The 22,237-nt window shown below is 62.3% G+C and carries 19 protein-coding genes and 2 pseudogenes; 9 read left to right on the top strand and 12 right to left on the bottom strand.

Translation table 11 applies throughout. From position 1 onward, the window contains the following. Positions 1-49 precede the first annotated feature (49 nt). A pseudogene (locus PQR53_RS26170) lies at positions 50-586 on the bottom strand (ABC transporter substrate-binding protein); the annotation flags it as partial. A 278-nt stretch (positions 587-864) separates the two neighbouring features. Here PQR53_RS26170 and PQR53_RS26165 point away from each other — a divergent pair. The 3 genes from PQR53_RS26165 to PQR53_RS26155 all read left to right on the top strand — a co-directional run bounded on the left by PQR53_RS26165 (position 865) and on the right by PQR53_RS26155 (position 4,378). Continuing rightward, positions 865-1,923: an LLM class flavin-dependent oxidoreductase gene (locus PQR53_RS26165; protein ID WP_408460478.1), complete on the top strand. Its 1,059-nt coding sequence runs from the start codon at positions 865-867 to the stop codon at positions 1,921-1,923. A gap of 109 nt (positions 1,924-2,032) precedes the next feature. Then, positions 2,033-2,551: an SLATT domain-containing protein gene (locus tag PQR53_RS26160; RefSeq protein ID WP_408460475.1), complete on the top strand. Its 519-nt coding sequence runs from the start codon at positions 2,033-2,035 to the stop codon at positions 2,549-2,551. A gap of 1,086 nt (positions 2,552-3,637) precedes the next feature. Then, positions 3,638-4,378 carry a hypothetical protein gene (locus PQR53_RS26155; RefSeq protein ID WP_408460472.1) on the top strand — a complete coding sequence of 247 codons (741 nt, stop codon included), beginning with the start codon at positions 3,638-3,640 and terminating at the stop codon, positions 4,376-4,378. A 51-nt stretch (positions 4,379-4,429) separates the two neighbouring features. Here PQR53_RS26155 and PQR53_RS26150 read toward each other — a convergent pair whose 3' ends face one another. Beyond that, complete coding sequence (locus PQR53_RS26150; protein WP_408460698.1) at positions 4,430-5,122, bottom strand: YceH family protein; 693 nt, start codon at positions 5,120-5,122, stop codon at positions 4,430-4,432. 315 nt (positions 5,123-5,437) lie between these two features. On the opposite strand from PQR53_RS26150, the gene PQR53_RS26145 reads away from it, so the two are divergent. Continuing rightward, positions 5,438-6,016 (top strand): helix-turn-helix domain-containing protein, encoded by a 579-nt coding sequence (locus PQR53_RS26145; RefSeq protein WP_408460469.1) that lies wholly within the window; start codon positions 5,438-5,440, stop codon positions 6,014-6,016. A gap of 12 nt (positions 6,017-6,028) precedes the next feature. Then, positions 6,029-6,555, top strand: a pseudogene (locus PQR53_RS26140) (GNAT family N-acetyltransferase). Positions 6,556-6,733: 178 nt separating this feature from the next. Here the strand turns inward: PQR53_RS26140 and PQR53_RS26135 are convergent. Next, positions 6,734-7,129 (bottom strand): PaaI family thioesterase, encoded by a 396-nt coding sequence (locus PQR53_RS26135; RefSeq protein WP_408460466.1) that lies wholly within the window; start codon positions 7,127-7,129, stop codon positions 6,734-6,736. 353 nt (positions 7,130-7,482) lie between these two features. Between PQR53_RS26135 and PQR53_RS26130 the strand changes: the two genes are divergently transcribed. Together PQR53_RS26130 and PQR53_RS26125 are read left to right on the top strand one after the other, a co-directional pair. Further along, positions 7,483-8,715, top strand: a complete 1,233-nt coding sequence (locus PQR53_RS26130) for an MFS transporter (protein ID WP_408460463.1) — start codon at positions 7,483-7,485, stop codon at positions 8,713-8,715. Positions 8,716-10,033: 1,318 nt separating this feature from the next. Further along, the gene (locus PQR53_RS26125; RefSeq protein WP_408460460.1) at positions 10,034-10,357 is read left to right on the top strand and encodes a BON domain-containing protein; all 324 of its coding nucleotides are present in this window, start codon (positions 10,034-10,036) and stop codon (positions 10,355-10,357) included. Positions 10,358-10,372: 15 nt separating this feature from the next. Here PQR53_RS26125 and PQR53_RS26120 read toward each other — a convergent pair whose 3' ends face one another. The 4 genes from PQR53_RS26120 to PQR53_RS26105 form a co-directional block, all read right to left on the bottom strand. Next, entirely contained in the window at positions 10,373-11,539 is a 1,167-nt protein-coding gene (locus PQR53_RS26120; RefSeq protein ID WP_408460457.1) for an acetate/propionate family kinase, read from the bottom strand. A 12-nt stretch (positions 11,540-11,551) separates the two neighbouring features. Beyond that, complete coding sequence (locus tag PQR53_RS26115) at positions 11,552-13,945, bottom strand: phosphoketolase family protein (RefSeq protein WP_408460455.1); 2,394 nt, start codon at positions 13,943-13,945, stop codon at positions 11,552-11,554. 412 nt (positions 13,946-14,357) lie between these two features. Further along, positions 14,358-14,567, bottom strand: coding sequence for a hypothetical protein (locus tag PQR53_RS26110; RefSeq protein ID WP_179737520.1), 210 nt, complete (start codon positions 14,565-14,567; stop codon positions 14,358-14,360). Positions 14,568-14,599: 32 nt separating this feature from the next. After that, the gene (locus PQR53_RS26105) at positions 14,600-14,722 is read right to left on the bottom strand and encodes a hypothetical protein (protein ID WP_323047203.1); all 123 of its coding nucleotides are present in this window, start codon (positions 14,720-14,722) and stop codon (positions 14,600-14,602) included. A 328-nt stretch (positions 14,723-15,050) separates the two neighbouring features. Between PQR53_RS26105 and PQR53_RS26100 the strand changes: the two genes are divergently transcribed. Then, positions 15,051-15,176, top strand: coding sequence for a hypothetical protein (locus PQR53_RS26100; protein WP_408460451.1), 126 nt, complete (start codon positions 15,051-15,053; stop codon positions 15,174-15,176). A 96-nt stretch (positions 15,177-15,272) separates the two neighbouring features. Continuing rightward, positions 15,273-15,809: an ankyrin repeat domain-containing protein gene (locus PQR53_RS26095; RefSeq protein ID WP_408460448.1), complete on the top strand. Its 537-nt coding sequence runs from the start codon at positions 15,273-15,275 to the stop codon at positions 15,807-15,809. Here PQR53_RS26095 and PQR53_RS26090 read toward each other — a convergent pair. The 5 genes from PQR53_RS26090 to PQR53_RS26070 all read right to left on the bottom strand — a co-directional run bounded on the left by PQR53_RS26090 (position 15,806) and on the right by PQR53_RS26070 (position 22,216). Next, positions 15,806-16,498, bottom strand: coding sequence for an HAD family hydrolase (locus tag PQR53_RS26090; protein ID WP_408460446.1), 693 nt, complete (start codon positions 16,496-16,498; stop codon positions 15,806-15,808). The two genes, PQR53_RS26095 and PQR53_RS26090, sit on opposite strands and share 4 nt — an antisense overlap. A gap of 15 nt (positions 16,499-16,513) precedes the next feature. Then, a complete protein-coding gene (gnd, locus tag PQR53_RS26085) occupies positions 16,514-17,551 on the bottom strand; it encodes a phosphogluconate dehydrogenase (NAD(+)-dependent, decarboxylating) (protein WP_408460443.1) in 1,038 nt (345 codons plus the stop codon). 326 nt (positions 17,552-17,877) lie between these two features. Then, positions 17,878-20,268: a xanthine dehydrogenase family protein molybdopterin-binding subunit gene (locus PQR53_RS26080; protein ID WP_408460441.1), complete on the bottom strand. Its 2,391-nt coding sequence runs from the start codon at positions 20,266-20,268 to the stop codon at positions 17,878-17,880. Next, the gene (locus tag PQR53_RS26075; RefSeq protein ID WP_408460438.1) at positions 20,265-20,822 is read right to left on the bottom strand and encodes a (2Fe-2S)-binding protein; all 558 of its coding nucleotides are present in this window, start codon (positions 20,820-20,822) and stop codon (positions 20,265-20,267) included. The genes PQR53_RS26080 and PQR53_RS26075 overlap by 4 nt, the downstream gene beginning before the upstream one ends. Next, positions 20,819-22,216 carry a c-type cytochrome gene (locus PQR53_RS26070; RefSeq protein ID WP_408460436.1) on the bottom strand — a complete coding sequence of 466 codons (1,398 nt, stop codon included), beginning with the start codon at positions 22,214-22,216 and terminating at the stop codon, positions 20,819-20,821. Before PQR53_RS26070 ends, PQR53_RS26075 begins: the two co-directional genes overlap by 4 nt. Positions 22,217-22,237 lie beyond the last annotated feature (21 nt).

Below are 22,237 nucleotides of genomic sequence, written 5' to 3'. Positions count from 1 at the left end.
GTCCAGCAGGAATAATCCGTTCGACAACGAAAACAGCCGCTTGCCCGGATCACTTTGCCGGCGGCGTCCAGATACGGATGTCCGTCGCTTTCAACGTGGCGGGAATCAGTCCGGCCGCGCGATAGGTGTCCGCGATACGCTGCTGTTCGGCCAACTGATCACGGTTCACCGGCACGATGTCATAGCTGCGACGGCTATTGGCCAACTCGACAGTCGGCGCGGGAATGTTGCCCCACAGCGGGCCGAGAATCTGCGCGGCTTCCTGCGGATGCGCCTTGACCCACTTACCGGTCGTGTTCAATTCGTCGAAGACGACGCGCAGCACGTCCGGGTGCTTGTCGGCAAAGGCGGTTGTCGCCGTGTAAAAGCGGTTGTATTGAGCGACACCCGCGCTGCCGTCCGCCACCACGCGAACGTGCGCTTCACGCTGCTGCGCGGCGAGAAACGGGTCCCAGATGACCCATGCGTCAATGTTGCCGCCGCGGAAGGCGGCGAGCGCATCGGGTGCCTCCAGATAGCGCACCTGGATGTCGTTGATCGTCAGACCCGCCTTAGCCAGCGCGCTCAGCAACAGAAACCGTTTCGTTGGCGCATGCCATGCCGGCGGACAGCACGCCGCCGATCAAGGTCAGGCACACACAGAGACGTCGCGGGTTTCTGGAACGGGAAAAAACGCGGGGCATCGACGAGATCCATTGGAGGTATGCGGAATCGCCGAATATATAAAAAGAACGACGCGCGGCCAAAGACCCATTTCATCGATCGATATGGGTAGAAATTGGAACGCGCGGCGCCCGTATCGCTCATCATTCGAGGTTGGACGCAACTTGAAGAACACGCCTTTCCCGTGGAGATTTCCGCATCATGTCGACACTGCCTCCCCGCTTCGGCATCTGGGCCCTGGTTCACGGCAGCCGCGCCGCGCTGCAGGACCCCGATGAACCGTACGACGCCTCGTGGGCGCGAAACAAAGCGCTCGTTCTCGAAGCCGAGCGGCTCGGGTATGACTCCGTGCTGGTCGCGCAACACACGATCAATCCGCACAATCCCGACTTCGATCAGCTCGAAGCGTGGAGCGCATCGGCCGCGCTCGCGGCGCTGACCGAGCGCATCGAAATCATCGCTGCGATCAAGCCCTATCTATATCACCCGGTGGTGCTGGCAAAGATGGCGCAGCAGATCGAACACATCAGCGGCGGGCGTTTCGCCATCAATCTTGTCAACGCATGGAATCGCCCTGAACTGGAGCGCGCCGGCATCGGCTTCGCGGAGCACGACGCGCGTTACGCGTACGGGCGCGAGTGGATCACGGTGGTCGACGCTTTACTGCGCGGTGAACGCACGCGCTTTCACGGCGAGCATTTTAATGTGGATGACTATCTATTGCGCCCCGCGGACCCGTTTCGCAGCCGTCCGCGCATCTACGTCGGCGGGGAATCGGACCCCGCGCGGCAACTGGTGGCCGACAAAGGCGACGTCTGGTTCATCAACGGCCAGCCACTGAACGACGTCAAGGCGTTGATCGCGAATGTCTCGGACCGCGAGCGCCCGGCCTCGCATGAACCGTTGCGTTTTGGCTTGTCGGCGTTCGTGATTGCCCGCGAAACCGATGAGGCCGCCAATCAGCACCTCAACCATCTATTCGCCTTGGCCGCGAAAGACGCGCCGTTGCGTGCGCAACAGAAATCGAACATCGACCCGAAGGCGGTGATGTTCCAGACCTTCGCGCAAACGCCGCGGGTGGGTTCGAACGGTGGCACGGCGGCTGGCCTCGTCGGCAGCTACGACACCGTCGCGCAGCGGATCGCGGCGTTTCATCGTGCCGGGATCGAGTTGTTCATGCTGCAATTTCAGCCCTTCGAGACCGACATGCGCGTTTTTGCTGAGGAAGTGATTCCACGGGTGCGCCGTTTGCTCGACTGATCCAGGCACGCGGCGCGGCATCCAGCGCGTCGCCCTAATGTGGCATGTGGCACAGTATCGTCAGGCGCAGGCGCTACGCTTGCGACACTGAACAGCCCTGACGAGCGACATGAAGAATCTGACTGCGTACGAGCCCCCGGTCGACGAAGACCAGCTTCTGCTGAAATGGATCCGGCGCGCGCGTGAATCCCAGATGAGCCATTACGACATGGCCGACCTGCTATTAGCGCGAGACCGCAGCGTGGGTTGGCTGGTCACCGCGTTGACCGCGTCCGTGGGCACGGCGGTGTTTGCATCATTAAGTTTGACGGCCGTCTCGCCCGCGCTCAGGATTTTCGTGGGCCTCATGAGCGTTGCGGCGGCGGTCTCAGCCGCGCTGCAAACTTTCCTCAGATACGCGGAGCGCGGCGAAAAGCATCGCGCGGCGGGTGCGCGCTACGGCGCGGTGCGGCGCAGGCTGGAGGCGATCTTCGCAGGCGACGCCGATGCGCGTGACGGCCACTATCTGACCGCGATCCGCGACGAACTCGACCGGCTCGCCGAGGATTCGCCGAACGTGCCGCCGCGCGTGTTCTATCGCACCCAGCGAACCCTCTCCGCCGAACCGCGACGCAGCCGCGATGCCTGAGCGCCCGCCGCTTGCCTGAAAACTACCGCATCGCGGATATCAACAACATCATCGGCGTTCGCGTTTTTCCGCCAGCTGTAGTTGTCGAAGAATGCGGCGTCGTCGTAAAGGTTCTGTGTTATTTGCAAATAGAATCAATCGTATTGAAAGCCACGTGGCCGCATCTATAAAGACGATTTTATTGCGGCCGTCATCGTTTGAACACGCGGGCGGCAACGGCTCAATCATCCGAACAGGCATCGCTCGCTGAAAATACTGATTTTTCCGACCCTGACTCACGGACGAAAAATGCATTTTCACTGGATTAAGCCAGATGACATAACCTCAATCGGTGGCGCCGGCATCCAAGTACGTAAAAAATCGCTTAATACGCGCGACTTGCCAACCGTGTAATCGATCCAATCCTTCTGCCAGGAAGACTGTCTGAAAACACAGGCCATATTCGATGGTAGGCATTTCGAAATGTGCGTGCATTATGCCGGGAATGGTTTAATGATGAAACGTGACATGGCAACCGGGCAGGGATAGGCAAAAATAAGGGGAGTCTATAATTTTCCCATTATATATTGCCATTAAGCATAGTCGCCGACCTGTCTCCGCGCGGCCCCCGCCGCAGCATTTGGCGCGGCATTTGGCGCGGCATTTGGCGCGGCATTTGGCGCGGCAATACCGCCGATCCCAATAAGGAGCTCGCTACCCACGACGATCATAAAGCAGCGCTTAATACCCTTCAAAAAAACGCCCGCCACTGGCGGGCGTAATCACCATTCACGGCTCGGGGAAGCCGCAGTGACACTCAGGGAACCATCGAACTGCATGGAAATCTTAGCTCATTATCGGATGAGTCTACAAATAATTTTTCATAAAAGCGCAAATAAAAATACCTATCTGGCATGGCTTTTTTTATGCGTGTTGCAGATGATTATCATGTTATGGTGAGCAAAATTTAAGCACTTATGCAAAGGCGCCGACCAATTAAGCATTTACCCCAATTTAACGTGCCCTTCTCGTCGAGATAAAACTTTAGTATTGTGGCGGTTCGCGCGTTTCCCAATAAAAAAATCCCGTAATGCATGGAGGTTATAGATGACGAAAGCTCCCTCACCCGGCACAACGGTCTTCAGGTCAGCCATTACAAATGGCGCGCAATTCGAGGAATACGTCAACGCGATAGGGCGCCCGCTGTTCGCAGTCAGTTGTGGGGGCAATGATCCGGGTGCGGCGCGGGCTGCACTGGATGAATGGTTTTTTGCCGATGATATTGAAAGTCTGATGCGGGCATTTCTGGATTGGGATGCACGCGGTATCCACATGGAACTGGAGCAACCGGCAACGAACGAAGCAGAAGGTGCTGCGTCCTGGAGCGTCGTCGGACTGCCGGTTCATTTCAACGATGCAGCGTCGAACCTGAATAGCGGATTGCTCGGTGTGATGTGCAAGGCGCTGGGAGCGGACGGCGCCCGCCAGGCGTTCCTCGAATCGGTGTTCAATGATGCGTGGATGTACGACTTCGTTACGCTGCGCGCGAACCGGTACGACAGCTTCATCGAGGAATGGAAATCCGACGACGACAAGAATTTCCGGCCGGATCACTATCGCGCCCAGAAGCATTTCGGGGTGGTCGCCGATACTGGCGAACTGGGTGTCGACAGCAAGTCGCTGCAGTACTGGGTCTATATCGGCGTGGCGAGCGGCAGCCTGACGGCCCAACAGCTCAAGGACACCGGCCTGACCTGCAAAGGGCTGATCGGTCAGGCGTGCGTGATCAACGGTCTCGGCGAGGTCGAACGGATCGGCAATATACCGATTCCGCGCGCTGTCAGTTGAACAGTTGAATTTCCGGCGGCGGCCCCGCTTACGGTTGAGTGGGGTGTCCGCTCAAAGCTCCCCCACTTCAATCCCCAACTCCGCGGCCATGCGCCGCACTACCGCCTGAAGCCGGCTTACCTCATCGGCGAGCCGCTTCTGCTCAGCTTTCACCGCCTCGAACGCCGACAGCGGCACGACCTCATCTTCATCGCCCGGCAGTGCAAGATCACTTGCACTGACTTCGCCGCAGAGCAGATGCGTCCAGCGGTTTTCGCGCTCGCCCGGCGTGCGGGCCAGCTTCACCACCCGCGGCGGATCGTTGACAGCCAGCTCGTCGAGAAACGCCTCGACTGACGAGATATCAGCAAATCCATGCAAGCGCGCGCTGTTCAGGCGCAACTCAGCCGCAGTTTGCGGCCCGCGCAGAAGCAAAGTAGTCAGCAACGCAGCCGACTGACTCGGCAACCCCAACACCCGGTTCATGTTGTGTTCGAAGCGCGGGACGCGGCTGCTGCTGCCTTCCATCACCAGGCTCAGGCGCTTCAATCCGTCGATGGCGGTCAGCACCTCCGCTTCGGTCGCGTTCATCACGGGTGCGCGGCCGGTCTTCTGATTGCAGCCCAGAGTCAGCGCGTTCAGCGAAAGCGGATAACTGTCGGGCACGGTGTGCTGCTTTTCGACAAGCACGCCGAGCACTCGCCCCTCAAGCAAGGTCAAAGCGCGGATGGACGGGCGGGAAATAGCGTCGGGCGTGGAGTTCATGGAAATGTCGCGGCATGCGCCGCATGGTCTCGTGAATGGCGTGCCTGTCGTTGCACAGCCGCGATGCGGCGCGGCGTTGCACAGCCGGGCGGCGGGTTTTAGTTTGTGGGCCCTATGATAAACGCCCGGGCGGCCCACGGTGTATGAATCCCGGCAATGGCGGGACGCGGCCGCCTACCCATGCCCATGCCCGTGCCCGCGGCCGTGCTACCGGCTACCGGCTACCGGCTACCGGCTACCGGCAATGATGGAACGCGCTCCACGCGCATTTTTGTTTGATTGACGATTTTCCATATACGAGATAATTTCCCATATATGGAAAATACACTCCCCGATGACAACGTCAATGCCATCGACCGCCGCATCGCCCAGCGTCTGCGGGGCCTGCGCGCTGAGCGCAACTGGTCGCTCGACGATCTCGCGAGGCTCAGCAACGTCAGCCGCGCGACCCTGTCGCGCCTCGAAAATGCCGCCGTGAGCCCGACGGCGAGCGTACTCGGCAAGCTCTGCGTGGCCTACGGCTTGCCGATGTCGCGCCTCATGCACATGGTCGAGGAAGACTTCGCGCCGCTGGTGCGGCGTGAGGCGCAGGCGCTCTGGAGCGACGCGAGCGTCGGCTTCCGGCGCCGTTCGGTGTCGCCGCCGGCTCAGGCGTTGAGCGGCGAGGCGCTGGAATGCGAACTCGAGGCCGGCGTGCGGATCGATTACGACGCGTCGCCGAGAGCCGGTCTCGAGCATCATCTGATCCTGCTCGAAGGGCAATTGCAGATTACCGTCGACGGCCGCAGTCACGCTTTGCAAGCCGGCGACTGTCTGCGCTATCAGTTGTTCGGCCCCGGCGCTTTCGTCACGCCGGCGCACAGCGCGGCCCGCTACGTTCTTTTCATCGTCTGAGTTCGAACCGATATGAGCGCGACCACCATCACGACCTTCTCCGCCGACGACCTCGTTCGTCATTTATCCGAACTCGGCACGCTGCTGCATGCGTGCGTCCACGATGGCGCGAGCGTCGGCTTTGTCCTGCCGCATAGCGTTGAAGAGAGCGACGCGTTCTGGCGCGGCAAGGTGCTGCCGTCGCTGCGCGCGGGCACGCTTGTGCTGTTCGTCGCTCGCCATGGCGAGTCGATTGCCGGCACCTGCAACTGGATTACGACACGATGCCGAACCAGCGTCATCGCGCGGAGGTGCGCAAGCTGCTGGTTCATCCCGCACGGCGCCGCCAGGGCATCGCCAAAGCACTGATGACGGAACTGGAAAGCCGTGCGCGCCATTTGCAGCGTAGCCTGCTGACGCTCGATACGCGCACCGGCGACAAGGCCGAGCCGCTCTATGCCGCGCTGGGCTATCAAACGGCAGGCGTGATCCCGCAGTTTTGCCGTGACACTCAGGAGGAACGGCTTGACTCGACCACCATCATGTATAAGGCGCTTTGAGCGAGTGCATCCTGCACGCGCGCGATGACGGTTCAATGGAGCGAGGCGCAGCAAGCAAGCGCGTGGTGCGCGACCGGAATGCGCGTGATCGGACGGGGTGGCAAACACGAAGCGCACTGTGGTCAGCGACAAAAAGGTGGCAGCTTGCCTTTCATGCCTTTCATGCTTTCCGAGCCTTTCAACGCGTCTTCGAGTATTTGAAAGTGCCTTGCGCGCTGGCGATCAGCAGCTTGTCGTCCACCCACGCTTCGCCACGCGAGAAGAAAATCGAGCGTCCCTGACGCTCCAGGAAGCCCTTCGCGGTCACCGATTCGCCGAGTCCCTTGTCGAGATAGTTAGTGGTCAGCGAGAGCGTGAACGCGTGCCGTACAGGCTGCCCTGCTTCTGCAAAAACCCCCGCATATCCCGCTGCCGCGTCGAGCAAGGTCGCGATCGCGCCGCCTTGCAGCACGCCTTGGCGATTCAGTTTGCTGGCATCGAGCGGCATAAACAGTTCGGCGTAACCGTCGCGCCATTGCGTCAGACGCACGCCGAGCGATTCGAGAAACGGGTTGTCGATGGGAAAGTCGGACATGTGCTGGCCTTTGTGACACAAGTGAAGAATGCGGAGCGCGCACGACGGGCGCTTGATGATCTGTCAGCATACCAGGGTTGGGCGCCGGTGGTTGCCTGGCCTCTTTGTCAGTCGGCTTTGTCAGGCCGCTTTATCAGTCCGCTTCTCGAATCCGCTCCGCCAGTCCGCTTGTCCAATTCTCCGGTCCGCTCCATCAATGCGCTTATCCGCTTCTCCAGCCCGCTTCATTACTCCGCTCCACCAGTCCGCCTCATCAGCCCACTTCGCCGGCTCGATTCCGCGCGCTCAGGCACAATCGTTCTTTCGCCGCTTCCGGCCCAATGTGTCTCCATCCCGCTTCACATCTTGCCTTGATGAGTCCAGCCACCTCCCCTGACGGCGCGCCGCACTGGCAGCGCAATCTCTACGTTTGTCTGTTCGGCTCCTTCACGACGATCGTCGCGATGACTTTGCTGCTGCCCTTCCTGCCGCTCTACGTGCAGCAGCTTGGCGTGCATTCGGCGGCGGCCGCTGTGCAATGGTCGGGCATCGCGTTCGGTGCGACGTTCCTTGCCGCCGCCCTCGTGTCGCCGCTGTGGGGACGCATGGCCGACCGCTATGGGCGCAAGCTGATCCTGATTCGAGCGAGCCTCGGCATGGCCGTCGTGATGTCCTTGCTCGGGCTCGCGCAGAATGTCTGGCAACTGGTCGGTCTGCGTTTTCTGGCGGGCCTGGTTGGCGGTTATGCGTCGGGTGCCACCGTGATGATCGCCACGCAGACGCCACGCGGACGCACCGGCTGGGCGCTCGGCACGCTGGCCTCGGGCGTGATGGCGGGCAATCTAGTCGGCCCGCTGATCGGCGGCGCGCTACCGCCGCTGATCGGCATTCGCAATACGTTTTTTATCGCCGGCGCGATGATTTTCTGCGCCTTCATTGCGACGACGCTACTCGTCAAGGAGCAACCGCGCGAGCGCTCGCGCTCGACATCGCACGAACCGGATGCGGCGACTGGCTGGGCCAGCGTGCCGGACTTGCGACCCGTGCTCGCGATGCTGTTCACTGCCGGGTTGCTGATGTTCGCCAACATGTCGATCGAGCCGATCATCACCGTCTATGTCGGCCAGCTCGTGCACGACGCCAGGCACGTGACGCTGGTGTCGGGCTTCGTGATGTCGGCATCGGCGCTGGGCAGCGTGCTGGCGGCCTCGCGTGTCGGCCGCCTTGCCGACCGGATTGGGGCACCGAAGGTAATCGTTGCGTGTCTCGCCGTGTGTGCGGTCTTGCTGGTGCCGCAGGCGTTCGTTACCAGTGGCGCGCAACTCGTGGCATTGCGTTTTCTGATGGGGCTCGCGCTGGCCGGCTTGTTGCCGTCGATTACCAGCGTGATCCGGCATAACGTGCCCGACCGTTCCGCGGGCTATATCCTCGGCTATGCGACCTCGGCGAATTACGCCGGGCAGGTGGCCGGGCCGCTCGCCGGCGGCTTTGTCGGCGCGCATTTTGGTATGCAGTCGGTGTTTCTGATCACCAGCGGGCTGATGCTGTGCGGCGCGTTGCTGAATGGCTGGGCGTTCGGGGGATTAGGGGCGCAGCACGGCGAATAAGCGGGTTCGGGCGCGCCGGTTGCTTGGGTATCAGGCACGCGGGAGGGGGCTGCGAAACGAGCCCGCAAATCCCGCTACAAAATCAGGACACTGAGGCTGTGAACGCCCGAGAGGGTCGCCCCGGCTGATTTCAACGGCGCCCATCTGGTCTCGCCTTGGACTGGCTTTTTGGTCTTTCCTTGGACTGGCTTTTTGGCCTCGCCTTGGACTGGCTTTTTGGCCTTTCCTTGAATTGATATTGGTCTATTAGCGTTGCCCCTGTGCGGGGCGGCACTTACTTTCTTTGCCGCGGCAAAGAAAGATAAGCAAAGAAAGCCGCTCACACCGCCAGCTCATAAGCGGGGCCCTCGCACAGTCACGGTAGTGGAACATCTGGAATCCGTGCTCTCGCACATTCACCGCGAGTGACAAAGCAGTCATGCTTCCCGCCTCGCACTGCGTGCCCGCCGGAAGGGTTCATCAGAAACATTGGGCTTCGTTTGGATTCGTGGCGGGCCATCGGCTTCGCCTCGGCGAAATGCCCTGCCAACAACCGGGAGAGAAATCAATGCCGAAACCGAAACCGAAACCGAAACCGAGACAGAAGCAGAAGCAGAGACAGGAGCAGAAGCAGAAGTAGAGACAGAAGCAGAAGCAGAAGCAGAGGCAGAGGCAGAAGCAGAAGCAGAGGCAGAGGCAGAGATGCATATACGCGATACACGCTTAGCTACCGCACAAAGTGAAGCGAGGGCGCGAGAACGCAGCTGGCGGTTTCAAGAAGTGTTCTTCGGCGTGCGCGGTGTTGCTGGAAGTATGACGGCGTTGCGAAGAGATGCAGATGGATGGCGCGGGTCTGGAGCGAAGCCGCTGATCTTCCTGATGCCCCGTTCCGGCGAGCACGCAGTGCGAGGCGGGAAGTATGACTGCTTTGTCACTCGCGCTGAATGTGCGAGAACCCGGATTCCAGATGCACCACTACCGTGACTGTGCGAGGGCCCCGCTTATGAGCTGGCGGTGTGAGCGGCTTTCTTTGCTTATCTTTCTTTGCCGCGGCAAAGAAAGTAAGTGCTGCCCCGCACAGGGGCAACACTAATAATCCAATAACAAATCAAGGAAAGGCCAACGCCATAGACACACAGACAAACAAGCGCCGCACGAGCAACCAAATCAAGGAAAGGCCAACGCCATAAAAGCACAGACCAAACAAGCGCCGCGCAGGCAACCAACCCAAGAAAAGAGCAACACCGTAGGCAAACACCTGACCAAGCGCCGCACACGCACAAAAAAAGCCAAATCTGCTAGTGTTCCCTCAATACCGCCCCGCACAGGAATGCAAAAAATGCCAACCCATCCCACCACCGCCAACAACTCAGCAGGCGCACGCCCAAGTTCAGCAGGCGCACGCCCAAGTTCAGCACGCGCACGCCCAATCTCAACAAGCCCACGCCTCACCGACTCACAAATCGCCACTGAAGCCGAAACCCGCCTCTCCTGGGACGCAGCCATCCCCAAAAACACGATAAAAGTCAAAGTCTCCCACGGCCGCATCAAACTGCTAGGCGAACTCAACCATGAGCAGCAACGAACCGCGGCACTCGAAGACGTCACCCGCCTCTTCGGCGTAACCGCCGTCCTCGACCACACCACCATAAAACCCACATAAAAAACCACCATAACCTCAGCCGGAACCGGCCAACATCCCCCGGCAATGCCTCGCAATCTGCTTCTCCTCCTCCGTATGAATCGCCCTCACCTTCCCAGCCGAATCCCCGTCAGATAGCCCCAAAAACGCGAGCCCCTCGCACACCCGCTTGCGTATCTCCTCACTGTGCTCACCGATGCCACCCGTAAACACCAGCAAATCGATCCCGCCCAGCAAAGCCGCATAAGCACCAATCGTCTTGCGCACCGCAGTAGCAAACGCATCCAGCGCCAGCGAAGCATTCGCATCGCCCGCCGCAGCGCGCTTCTCCAGCGCCTGCATATCGCTCTCGCCATCGGCGAAACCGGCCAGCCCGCTTTGACGATTCAACAGCGTCTCCAGCGCATCCGCATCGAGCTTCTCCACCCGCATCAGATACAGCAGCACGCCCGGATCGAGGTCGCCGCTGCGCGTGCCCATCGGCACACCGCCGGTCGGCGTCAAACCCATCGACGTATCCACGGATCTGCCATCCTGTAAGGCACATAAACTCGATCCGTTACCCAGATGCGCGAACACCGCTCGCGGCGGCAAAGCGGCGCCCAGCCGCGTCACCAGCGACTCATACGAAAGCCCATGAAAACCGTAGCGAATCACGCCAGCCTCCACATAACGGCGCGGCAATGCAAGCTGCGCCGCGCGCGGTGGCAGCGTCGCGTGAAACGCCGTATCGAAGCAGGCGAAATGCTGCGCATCGGCAAAGATCGTCGACGCCTCGTCGATCAACGCCAGCGCCGGTGGAATATGTAACGGCGCGAAGTGCACGGCGTCCTGCAAGCGTTGCCGGACTTCAGGTGTCAAGCGCTGATGCGTTCGCAGATGCGGCCCGCCATGCACCACGCGATGTCCCACCGCCATGGGCCGCCCGTGTTTCTGCTCCTCGAGGACGCGCGAGAGCTTCTGCAACGCGTCGGTCTGCGATTCCAGCAGTTGTTCCTGTTCCACCAGCACGCGGCCGTCGGGCGACTTGATCCGCAAGCTGCCATCGCCTCGTCCGATGCCTTCGGCGCTGCCTTCCAGCAGCAAGGATTCGTCATCGCCCGAGTGGGCGAACAGCCCAAACTTCAGCGACGACGAACCGCTGTTCAACACGAGAATCGTCGCTTCGTCAGTCTGGTGGTCAGTCTGCTTATGGGTCTCCATATCGAGCCTCGCTCAGCCTTTCCACGTCCAGTTGCGGATCTCTTCCTTGTCGATGCCCTCGGCATGCGCATACGCGAGATGCTCGATCACCTGTCCACGCAGCCACTCTTTGGCGTGATCGCCGACACCGCGCAGCGCCGGCACGCGATCGATCACGTCGATCGCCAGCGAGAAACGGTCGACCTGGTTGATGATCGCCAGCTCGAGCGGCGTATTGATGTTGCCTTTCTCGTGGTAGCCGTGCACATGCAGGTTGTCATGATTGGTGCGGTTATACGTGAGCTTGTGCACCAGCGACGCATACGAATGAAAGTTGAAAATCACCGGCTTGCTGGTGGTGAACAGCGAATCGAAATCACGCTCCGACAGGCCGTGCGGATGCGCATTTTCAGGCATCAGGCGGAACAGATCGACCACGTTGACAAAGCGGATCTTCAGGTCGGGAAAGCGCTCCTTCAAAATCTGCACAGCCGCTAGCGCTTCCATCGTCGCGATGTCGCCCGCGCAGGCCATCACCACGTCCGGCTCGACGCCTTGATCCGTCGACGCCCAATCCCAGATGCCGATCCCCTTGGTGCAATGGATGACGGCCGAATCCATGTCGAGATACTGCAGATGCGGCTGCTTGTCGGCGACGATCACATTGACGTAATCGCGCGATCTCAAGCAATGGTCGGCCACGCTCAGCAGGCAGTTGGCGTCCGGCGGTAGATAAATACGCACCACGTCCGGACTCTTGTTGGTGACGACATCGAGAAAGCCGGGGTCCTGGTGCGTGAAGCCGTTGTGATCCTGCCGCCACACGAGCGACGTAATCAACAGGTTGATCGACGGCACCGGTTGCCGCCAGCCGAGATCGCGTTTCGCTTTCTCCAGCCACTTGGCGTGCTGGTTGAACATGGAATCGATCACGTGGACGAACGCTTCATAGGTCGCGAAAAGCCCGTGGCGTCCAGTCAGCACGTAGCCTTCGAACCAGCCTTCGAGCGTGTGCTCGCTCAGCATCTCCATCACGCGGCCGTCCACCGAGAGCTCGCCGCCGTCGGCGTCGCTGGTCATGGTTTCGGCCAGCCAGGTTTTCTCCGAGGCCTCATAGATCGCCGTCAGCTTGTTGCTGGCGGTTTCATCGGGGCCGAAGACGCGAAAGTTCGTCATGTTCCGGCGCATCACGTCGCGCAGAAACGTGCCGAGCACCTCGGTGGGCGAGATGTACGAGCCGGCAGGCTTCTTCACGGCTACCGCGTAGTCGCGAAATGCAGGCAGGTCGAGCGTTTTGCACAGCATGCCGCCGTTCGCATGCGGATTGGCGCTGATGCGGCGCGTGCCTTCGGGCGCCAGCTCGCGCAGTTCTTCGACCAGACGCCCTGCTTCGTCGAATAGCGACTCCGGTTCATAACTGCGCAGCCAGTTCTCGACCAGCTTCAGACTCTTGCTGTTGGTGACGGGATCGAGCACCGGCACCTGGTGCGCACGCCACGAACCTTCCACCTTATGACCGTCGACTTCCTTCGGCCCGGTCCAGCCTTTCGGCGAGCGCAGCACGATCATCGGCCAGCGCGGCCGCGTCGCGTCATTGGCCTCGCGCGCATGCTGCTGGATCGCGCGGATTTCGCCGACGCATTGTTCCAGTGTCGCGGCCATTTGCTGATGCATGGTGTCCGGATCGTCGCCCTCGACGAAATACGGCTTGTGGCCGTAGCCAGTCAGCAAGGCCTCGAGTTCCTCGCGGGGAATCCGCGCGAGGATCGTCGGATTGGCGATCTTGTAGCCGTTCAGATGCAGGATCGGCAACACCGCGCCGTCGCGGATCGGATTGAGGAACTTGTTCGAGTGCCATGAGGTAGCGAGCGGACCGGTTTCCGCCTCGCCGTCGCCGACCATCACCGCGACGATCAGATCGGGGTTGTCGAATGCCGCGCCGTAGCCATGCGACAGGCTATAGCCGAGCTCGCCGCCTTCGTGAATCGATCCCGGTGTTTCGGGTGTGCAATGCGAGCCGATGCCGCCGGGAAACGAGAACTGCCGGAAGAAGCGTTGCATGCCGGCTTCGTCCTCGCTGCGGTCGGGATAGATCTCCGAGTAATGGCCTTCGAGGTAGCAATGGGCGAGCGTGGCAGGCGCGCCATGGCCCGGGCCGGCGATATAGATCACGTTCAGATCGAGCTTCCTGATCAGCCGGTTCAGATGCACCAGCAGGAAGCTCTGGCCAGGATCCGAGCCCCAATGGCCCAGCAGGCGGTTCTTGATGTGTTCGGGTTTGAGCGGTTCGCGCAACAGCGGGTTGTCGCGCAGGTAGATCATGCCGGCCGAGAGGTAATTGCAGGCGCGCCAGTAGCGATCCATCTTGCGTAACGTGTCGGGCTCGAGGGTTTGCGGCGGGGTCGGACGGGAGGGTGCTTCGGCCATGGCGTCACTCCTAGGAAAGGACAGTCAGGCAGGTTAGCGGGTGCTGCAGCGGTTGTTCTTGACGCGGCCGGCGGAAAAACCTGCCATATCGGCCCTCCTGTCATGTGCATGACATACGGAAGGCGTAGCACCAAAGGTCCGTGGCGCAAGGCTTTGGAGGTCGGGCCGGGGATCGTCAGGGGTGTGACAGGAAGCGCGCGTCATGGTTCGACGCGATCGTCCAAAGCTTGATCTTGCGACGCGCGTGCGTCGCTTTCGTGTATGCGTTGCTTATGCGTGTGCGTGTATGCGGTCCGTCTGTACTGCAAGCACGGATAGAGTTGCGGCCGATCCGATTGCCGGCCCGAACGATGGCTAGTGCCCGCTCGCTCGACTCTTCGTACGTTCGTACGCTGATATTAAGTAGCAGGCGTTAACCCTGCTGCTCCTTATCGTCGCGTTGCGGCGGACGGTAGCGCCATTTGCTGGCATTGGGATCGTTGCGCGCGTCGTCTTGCTCGCGTTGCTCGGCCCGCGCTTCATCGGCGCGACCGAGTTCGGCGCGCCGGTCGCGCACGGCGCCCGGCGAATCGGCTTGACGTGCCGGCGACGGCGCACGCTTTTGCGAAGGTAGTGGTGACATGGAGCTTCCCTTGTTTGAGGAGGTGGGGCGAATCAACGTTTCTTGCCCGTCCAGCGGCGATCGGGGCGGTGCAGAAGACGAAGCTGACGCAGATAGATCGAAGCGCCGAACATCAGAACCGTGCCGGCCACGATGCCCCAGATTGCGGATGTCATGATTTTTCCTTTAGCCCGCCGGCTGCATGGCGTTTGATCGCCTGCGACGTAACGGTGGGCAATCGATTGCACGCGTGGCTAGTTTTGAACAGACCTGATACATAGACCTCACAGACCGGATCATGCCACGCGCCAAGCAAGGATCATGCGCTCATTCGGCGGACGTGTCTGTACGCTGTTGGACAGTCGGCCGCTGGAGGCCGCCACGCTTGCGCTATTCTTTAAGCGAGCATTAAGTAAATGCGATTAAGCTCTTGCCGCCACGTGCGCGGCGGCGGACCGCATCCGGCGCCCCTTTACTGCTCCCCCACAATTCTGAACAGCCACTATGCCGACTCCCAGCCGCCTCAAAGCCCCCCTGATTCTCGCTCTCACGCTCGTGCTGTTGTGCGCCGGCGTCGCCGTGCTCGTGGGCGTGTTCGGCTTGCTGGTCAAACTGCTGAGCCTTGGCTAGCATGCTGCCGGGCGGGCGTCTGCAAAGCGGAATGTGTATGCTGATGGATCTTCCCCGTGCCGTTTCGGCGGCCCGGATCATTGCAAGGAGATTCCTGTGACGAACCACCCTGAACCTTCCCCGCCCGCCAAACCGGAGATTGACCCAGATCTGCTCGAAGTGGCGCAAGAAGTTTTCGACCTCGCACGGCGCGGCGATGCCGCCATGCTCGCCGCGGTGATCGAAAAAGGCGTGCCACCGAATCTGCGCAATGACAAAGGTGACAGCCTCGTGATGCTGGCGAGTTATCACGGCCATGTGGATGCGGTACGCACCCTGCTCGAGCGCGGGGCCGATCCGGATCTGCGCAACGACAATGGCCAGACACCCATTGCGGGCGCCGCGTTCAAGGGTTTCAACGCTGTCATTGAAACCTTGCTCGCGCATGGCGCCAACGTTGAAGGCCCCTCGCCGGATGGGCGCACAGCATTGATGATTGCCGCGATGTTCAATCGCACCGAGATCATGGACTTGCTGATTGCCCACGGCGCGGACCCCAAGGCTCGCGATGCCAACGGCGTCACGGCAATGGACGCCGCCGGCAGGATGGGCGCCGGGGACGCGCAAGCGCATTTGAAGAAACTGGGTTCCTAACCCTTTCCGCTCAAAACCTCATCCAGATCCAGCTCGGCCAATTCCCCAATCCGCTCGACCGTCACATCCGCGGGCGGATTGCTCGCAATTTCCTTGGGATCGAATGCATAGTGCCCCTGGCGAGGAAACACGGTAGTCAGCTTCCCGCCCCAGGTCTTCTTCATAGCGGTCAGAATCCGCAATTTGTCATCCACCATCACGTAGTGCCTGGCCGGATAACACTCCATCACCTGATCGAGCATCTGCTCTTTATGGATGTAGATCAAAACCCGCCCTTCGACCTCGTCCCATAAGCCCGAACGGGCAATCTTTCGCGGCTGGAACACGACGTCCCCGTCGGACAGGATGACTGCGGGCCCGCGCTTCGACACATGCCGGATCGCATCCAATGCCCCCGGATACAGGCGGTTCGCAAACGGATAGTCAATCAGAAACGACGACATCAACAGCAGGCGCGTGTCCCGCGGGTGCTCCTGCCGATACCGTTGCAACGCGCCCAGGTAATCGGCGTAACCAAGCTCCGAGCGCAAGTCTTCGAAAATCTCCCAGTACCGTGTGCTGTTCTGCTCGCCGAAATCCCGCATCATGTGCGCGCGCAGGTCCGCCAGCACATGATCGTTGTCCAGCAACGTGTTATCGCAATCGAACAGAAACACGACGTCGTGAGGGGCGGTGTTAGCGGTGTCCATGACGGCTCCCATGAATTAGCGCTTCGGTCCGTCGGCCGGCGTGGCCGGTTTCTCGACGTGACCGCCGAAGTCATTGCGCATCGCCGACAACACCCGGTTCGCGAAATCCGACTCGCCGCGCGAACTGAAACGCGCGAATAGCGCGGCGCTCAGCACGGGCGTGGGCACACCTTCGTCGATCGCCGCGGCCACCGTCCAGCGCCCTTCGCCAGAATCCGATACGCGTCCTGCGTAGTTCGTCAGATCGGCGTCGCTGACGAGAGACCCGGCAATCAGGTCCAGCAGCCACGAGCCGATTACGCTGCCGCGCCGCCATACCTCGGTAACCTCGGCGAGATTCAGATCGTATTGGTAAAGCTCGGGACGGCGCAGCGGCGAGGTCTCGGCGTCGGCTTCGCGCGCGTGTTTGCCGGCGTCGGCGTGGCGCAAAATGTTCAGGCCTTCGGCGTACGCGGCCATCATGCCGTACTCGATGCCGTTGTGGACCATCTTCACAAAGTGCCCCGCCCCCTGCGGACCGCAATGCAGGAAGCCCTGATCGGCCGTACTCTCGCCGGCGGACCGGCCCGGTGTGGCCGGTGCGGAGCCGGCGCCCGGCGCGAGTGTCGAGAAAACCGGTTCGAGCCGCCGCACGACCTCGGTCTCGCCGCCGATCATCAGACAGTAGCCGCGCTCACGTCCCGCCACGCCGCCGCTCGTGCCGACGTCCACATAGTGCAACTGACGCTTCGCCAGATCGGCGCCCCGCCGAATGTCGTCGTGGTAATAGGAGTTGCCGCCGTCGATGACGATGTCGCCGGGTTCCAGCAAGGGCACGAGGTTCTCGAGCGTCTTGTCGACGACGGCCGCCGGCACCATCAGCCACACCGCACGCGGTTTCTCCAGCTGCGCGACGAGGTCTTCGAGCGATGTTGCGCCCGCGACACCATCCTGTTTCAGCTTTTCCACCGCAGCCGGTTGCACGTCGTAAGCAATACATTGCTGACCGCCCTTCGTCAGGCGTCGCACCATGTCGGCGCCCATGCGTCCCAATCCAATCATGCCTAGCTGCATATCTCGCTCCGGTAAGTGTCTGGTTGCGCTGCTCAATCTGTTTCGCGGTGCTTCCGTATGTTGCGCCACGCCGTGTGCTTCATTCGCGGCGAGTGGCCCTCCTAACTGTAGTTGCCTTTGCGTGATCCGACGGACACACGGTAGCTGCCTCGCGTCGCCGGCGCAGCAAATCGGGCATGCCCGGCTGCGTCAAACGACGATACGCCTCTTTGCAGAGATGTTGTGCCGCCTAAAGTTCCAATCGTGCGTCCATGCGTGCCGTAGTCGGGACGCCGGCTTCGATTTGGCTGACTATCCTCTTACATTTCGGTGTTGCATGTGCACACTTACGTTTCGAACGCGGCTTTCAAACGCGGACCGGCAAGCGGCAGTTCGCGCAGCCGCGCGCCGGTCGCATCGGCGATCGCATTCGCCAGCACCGCCGCGCCCGGTCCCTGCGCCGCTTCGCCGACACCCAGAAACGGCAGGCCGGGCCGGTCGATCAGATGGACTTCGACCACTTTCGGCAGCGACGCAAACCGCATGATCGGATACGTGCTCCAGTCGAAACTCGTGATGCGCTGCATGTCGAAGGTGGTTTGCTCGTAGAGCGTCCAACTCGCCGTTTGCAGGATGCCGCCCTCGACCTGGTTGCGCACGCCATCCGGATTGACGACCTGCCCGCAGTCGATCGCCGCCACCACGCGCTCGATGTGCACCTCGCCGGTATCGCGCTCGACCGACACCTCCATCGCGACGGCGAAGTAAGCCATCAGGTTTTTGTATTGCGCGAAGGCGAAGCCGGTGCCACGCGTTCCATTCGTGCCGTTCACGCTAACGGCACCAGTAGCGCCTCCGCTGCCGCCTTGTCGCCCATGCGCCAGGCCGCCCTGCTGCGTTCGCGGCTGCCAGCCGAAGCGGCGCGCCGCCAGCTGGATCACATCGCGGGCCCGGGGATCGTCCAGATGCTTCAGACGAAACGCGACCGGATCGGCGTGCGCCGCGAGCGCCAGTTCGTCCATCAAACTCTCGATCGCGAACACGTTCATGTGCGCGCCGAGCGAGCGCATCGCGGAGACACGGATCGGCATCGACGGAATGAAGTGATGCTGCACGCGCAGGTTCGGCACGCGATACAACGGAATGCTATTGCGGTCGCCGCCGCCTTCGGGCATGGGAATCGGTTTGGGCGGCGCCGGCGTGAAGGGATGCGCGAGCAGCGTGGCGGGCAGCAGGCGGCCGGCGTTGTCGATCCGGTTGTTGTGGGTGTTGCTCCACAACTCGTAATTCCAGTCGACGAGGCTGCCCGACGCATCGAGCGATGCGCTCGCTTCCACCGTCATCGCCGGCGCGAACGGCTCCCAGGTATGCTCCTGCTCGCGCATCAACTGCACGCGAATGGGCCGGCCCGGCAGTGCGCGGGCGATCAGCGCGGCGTCGGCGGCGACATCGTCCGCGCCGTTGTGGCCGTAGCAGCCCGAGCCTTCCACGTGGATGCAGCGCACTTTGTCCGGCGGCATCGACAGCATTTCCGCGAGGCCCGCGCGCAGCGGATAGACGCCTTGCGTGTGGGTCCACACGGTCATCGTATCCGGGGCGCCACTCGTGCCGTTCGTGCCGTTCGTGCCGTTCGTGTCGCTCGCGCCCATCGTGCCATTAGTCAGTTGCGCAAGCGCGCAGGAGGGGCCGATCGAGCCGTGCGTGAGATACGGCTTGCGATAGCGCGCCCGAAGCGTTTGCGCGGCGGCGGCCGCTGTGCCGTGCTGGTCCGCAACCGCAATTTCCTGCACGGGCAGGTGCATCAAGGTTTGATGAATCGTCGCCGGATCGGGCAATGGCGCTCCGGCATGCCATTGCGCGGCTTCGGTCAGCGCGCGCATGGCCAGCACGGCGCGCCACTCGTCATCGGCGACGACGGCGAGGTAGCTGCCATCACGGATCACCTTGACGACGCCCGGCATCTTTTCAACCCCCGACGTGTCGGCCGAGGCGAGCGTCGCGCCATACGCAGGCGGCCGCACGACCCGCGCATGCAGCATCCCGGGCAGCCGCATGTCCTGCACGTAGCTCGGGCCGCCCGTGACCTTGCCCGGTATATCGACACGTGGCAGCGTGCGCCCCACCACCTGAAAACGCGGCGGCGCCTTGAGCGGCACGCCGGGTTGCGCGGCCTGATGCAGATTCACGCCGGCCACGGCGTCGCCATAGGAAAGACGGCGGCCGTCCGGGGCGACGATCATGCCCGCCTCGGTCGACAGTTGCCCTGCGCTCACGCCGAGTTGCGCGGCTGCGGCGTGCAACAGCAGCACGCGCACCTGCGCGGCGGCGTTGAAAATCGCGGTGCCGCTGTCGGCCATCGAATGACTGCCGGCGGTATAACCTTCGTTCGGCGTCGCGCCGGTGTCGGCGGTGACGATCGAAATCGCCTCGGGCGCGAGGTCGAGTTGCTCGGCCGCGAGTTGCAGAAACGCCGTGCGGATGCCCGTGCCAAGTTCGGCCTTGCCGGTGCAGACGGTAACCTTGCCTTGTGCGTCGATCTTGATCCAGGCGTCGAGCAGAGGGGTCGTTTTCAGGCTGCCCGGCAGATCCGGCGCGGTGGCGGTGAAGGTGCCGGCTTCGGTGGTGCTGGATTGCGGCCACGCGTTTTCAGGCCGCAGCAGGCTGAAGCTGACCAGCAGCGCGCCGCCGCCCGTGAGGAAGCGCCGGCGTCCGGCGTCGACGGCGTGGTCGTTGCTCATGATGGCGTTCCTTGGGATACCGAAGGCACGGCGGCGCCGGCGTGAGCCTCAGGATGTGCAATGGCCGTCGCAGCAGAATCGGCGTGCGCACCCACACCCCCGTCACCCGCCTGACGGATCGCCGCGACGATGCGCATATGCGTGCCGCAGCGGCACAGATTGGGCTGCATGTGGCGGCGAATCTGCTCGTCACTCGGCGAGGGTGTGCGATCCAGCAATGTCTGCGCGCGCATCAGCATCCCTGCGATGCAGTAGCCGCACTGCGCCGCCTGCTGATCGATGAAGGCCTGCTGCAAGCGGCCCGGATGCGCGGCCGTGCCCAGTCCTTCGACCGTCCGCACCGGCCGTTCGCCCACCGCCGCGACCGGCAGCAGACACGAAAACACCGCCTCGCCGCCGACGCTCACCGTGCAGGCGCCGCACTGTCCCAAGCCGCAGCCGAACTTCGCGCCGTTCAGTTGCAACTGATTGCGCAGGACGTAGAGCAGCGGCGTCGACGGATCGATATCGAGCGTGTGCCGCACATCGTTGACGGTAAGCGTGACGGCGCTCATGGCTGACGGCTCTCCTTGCGAATCCGGGCGACCGCGGCCGCGTCGAGCGACGGCCACGGCTTGCGCGTGCTGAAGCGGGCGCGGGTGTAGTTGGCGAGATCGGCGATCTGCGCATCGGTGAAGAGTTGTGCGTACGGCGGCATGAAGTGGGCGGACGTGCTGCCCTGCCAGCCGATGCCGTCGAGGATCATCCGCAGTGCGTTACGCGGGCTGTCCGCATTCACCGCCGTGCCTTGCGCGAGCGAGGGACGCCCGCCGTTCGTCGACATCGGCGCGGCTGCGCCATGGCACGACGCGCAGGCGGCGGCAAAGAGCGTCGCGCCGGGTAGCGTAGCGGCTTGCGCCTGATGGGGCTGCTCTGCCTGTCTTGCCTCTGTTTGCGACGCGGCTTGTGCCGGCAGCGACGCGGTTTGCGCCGGCAATGCGTTCAACGGAACCCGCGCCGGCGTTTGCAGCGACAACAGATAAACCGCGATCGCCTCGACGTCCTCATCGGTTGCGCCCGCAAGCGTTTCGGTCACCGGCCGCATCGGGCCGGCGGCCGCACCGTGCTCGCTGGCGAGACCGCTGCGCAGATAATCGACGAGTTGTTCCCTGGTCCACGGCGTGGGCGCCTGCAACAGCGTGGTCAGCGGCGGGGCGTCCCAGCCGTCGACCGCGCCGCCTTGCAGCGCTGCTTTGCTTTTCTCCGCGCCGAGCAGATTCAACGGCGTGTGGCATGCGGCGCAATGGCCGAGACCGTCGACGAGATAGCGCCCGCGCTGCCATTGCGCGTCGAGGATGTCCGTCGCATCCGGCGTGTTTTGCACCGCGGCATGTGCGTCACCTACGAGACCGGACGGTCTAGCGGGCGCGTCGAGCGCTTCAGGTCCCGGATGCAGATACAGCAAATTCCATCCTGCGATCAACGGGCGGAAGTTCAGCGGGAAAATCAGCCTGTTCGACGGCGCCGTGGCGCGCACGGGGTCGCGGCTCATCAGATACGCGTAGACGGCGGCGATGTCGGCATCGCTCATCCGCGTGAAATGCACGTAGGGAAAGGCGGGATACAGCAAATGGCCGTCGCGCGAGACGCCTTTGCGCATCGCCCGCGCAAACGCGGCAAGTGTCCAGCTGCCGATGCCGGTTTCGGTGTCCGGCGTGATGTTGGTCGAGTAGATCGTGCCGAACGGTGTGTTCAGCGCGCGGCCGCCGGCGAACGGCGCACTGTCCGGCGCGCTATGGCACACGATGCAATCGCCGACCGCCGCGAGTCGCGAGCCAAGCGTGATCTGCGCGGCATCAAGGCTCTGCGGTGCGGGCGGCGGCGCCGGTTCAATGGCCCGCTCCCCCGCGCGCGACAGCGCCGCCGCGCAAATGAGCGCAATGGCAACGACAACGGCAAGTCCTTTCATCGAACCTCCGCACGGTGGCAT

It is taken from the genome of Paraburkholderia fungorum, assembly GCF_046027605.1.
GTDB lineage: Bacteria > Pseudomonadota > Gammaproteobacteria > Burkholderiales > Burkholderiaceae > Paraburkholderia > Paraburkholderia fungorum_F.
This window is presented reverse-complemented; position numbering and strand designations above follow the sequence as displayed.

Coding starts and splice junctions, on each gene's coding strand:
- PQR53_RS26165 (WP_408460478.1), top strand. CDS start 865: ATGTCGACACTGCCTCCCCGCTTCGGCATCTGGGCCCTGGTTCACGGC.
- PQR53_RS26130 (WP_408460463.1), top strand. CDS start 7,483: ATGAGTCCAGCCACCTCCCCTGACGGCGCGCCGCACTGGCAGCGCAAT.
- PQR53_RS26100 (WP_408460451.1), top strand. CDS start 15,051: ATGCCGACTCCCAGCCGCCTCAAAGCCCCCCTGATTCTCGCTCTCACG.
- PQR53_RS26135 (WP_408460466.1), bottom strand. CDS start 7,129: ATGTCCGACTTTCCCATCGACAACCCGTTTCTCGAATCGCTCGGCGTG.
- PQR53_RS26150 (WP_408460698.1), bottom strand. CDS start 5,122: ATGAACTCCACGCCCGACGCTATTTCCCGCCCGTCCATCCGCGCTTTG.
- PQR53_RS26075 (WP_408460438.1), bottom strand. CDS start 20,822: ATGAGCGCCGTCACGCTTACCGTCAACGATGTGCGGCACACGCTCGAT.
- PQR53_RS26115 (WP_408460455.1), bottom strand. CDS start 13,945: ATGGCCGAAGCACCCTCCCGTCCGACCCCGCCGCAAACCCTCGAGCCC.
- PQR53_RS26120 (WP_408460457.1), bottom strand. CDS start 11,539: ATGGAGACCCATAAGCAGACTGACCACCAGACTGACGAAGCGACGATT.
- PQR53_RS26145 (WP_408460469.1), top strand. CDS start 5,438: ATGGAAAATACACTCCCCGATGACAACGTCAATGCCATCGACCGCCGC.
- gnd (WP_408460443.1), bottom strand. CDS start 17,551: ATGCAGCTAGGCATGATTGGATTGGGACGCATGGGCGCCGACATGGTG.
- PQR53_RS26105 (WP_323047203.1), bottom strand. CDS start 14,722: ATGACATCCGCAATCTGGGGCATCGTGGCCGGCACGGTTCTGATGTTC.
- PQR53_RS26125 (WP_408460460.1), top strand. CDS start 10,034: ATGCCAACCCATCCCACCACCGCCAACAACTCAGCAGGCGCACGCCCA.
- PQR53_RS26080 (WP_408460441.1), bottom strand. CDS start 20,268: ATGAGCAACGACCACGCCGTCGACGCCGGACGCCGGCGCTTCCTCACG.
- PQR53_RS26090 (WP_408460446.1), bottom strand. CDS start 16,498: ATGGACACCGCTAACACCGCCCCTCACGACGTCGTGTTTCTGTTCGAT.
- PQR53_RS26160 (WP_408460475.1), top strand. CDS start 2,033: ATGAAGAATCTGACTGCGTACGAGCCCCCGGTCGACGAAGACCAGCTT.
- PQR53_RS26110 (WP_179737520.1), bottom strand. CDS start 14,567: ATGTCACCACTACCTTCGCAAAAGCGTGCGCCGTCGCCGGCACGTCAA.
- PQR53_RS26155 (WP_408460472.1), top strand. CDS start 3,638: ATGACGAAAGCTCCCTCACCCGGCACAACGGTCTTCAGGTCAGCCATT.
- PQR53_RS26070 (WP_408460436.1), bottom strand. CDS start 22,216: ATGAAAGGACTTGCCGTTGTCGTTGCCATTGCGCTCATTTGCGCGGCG.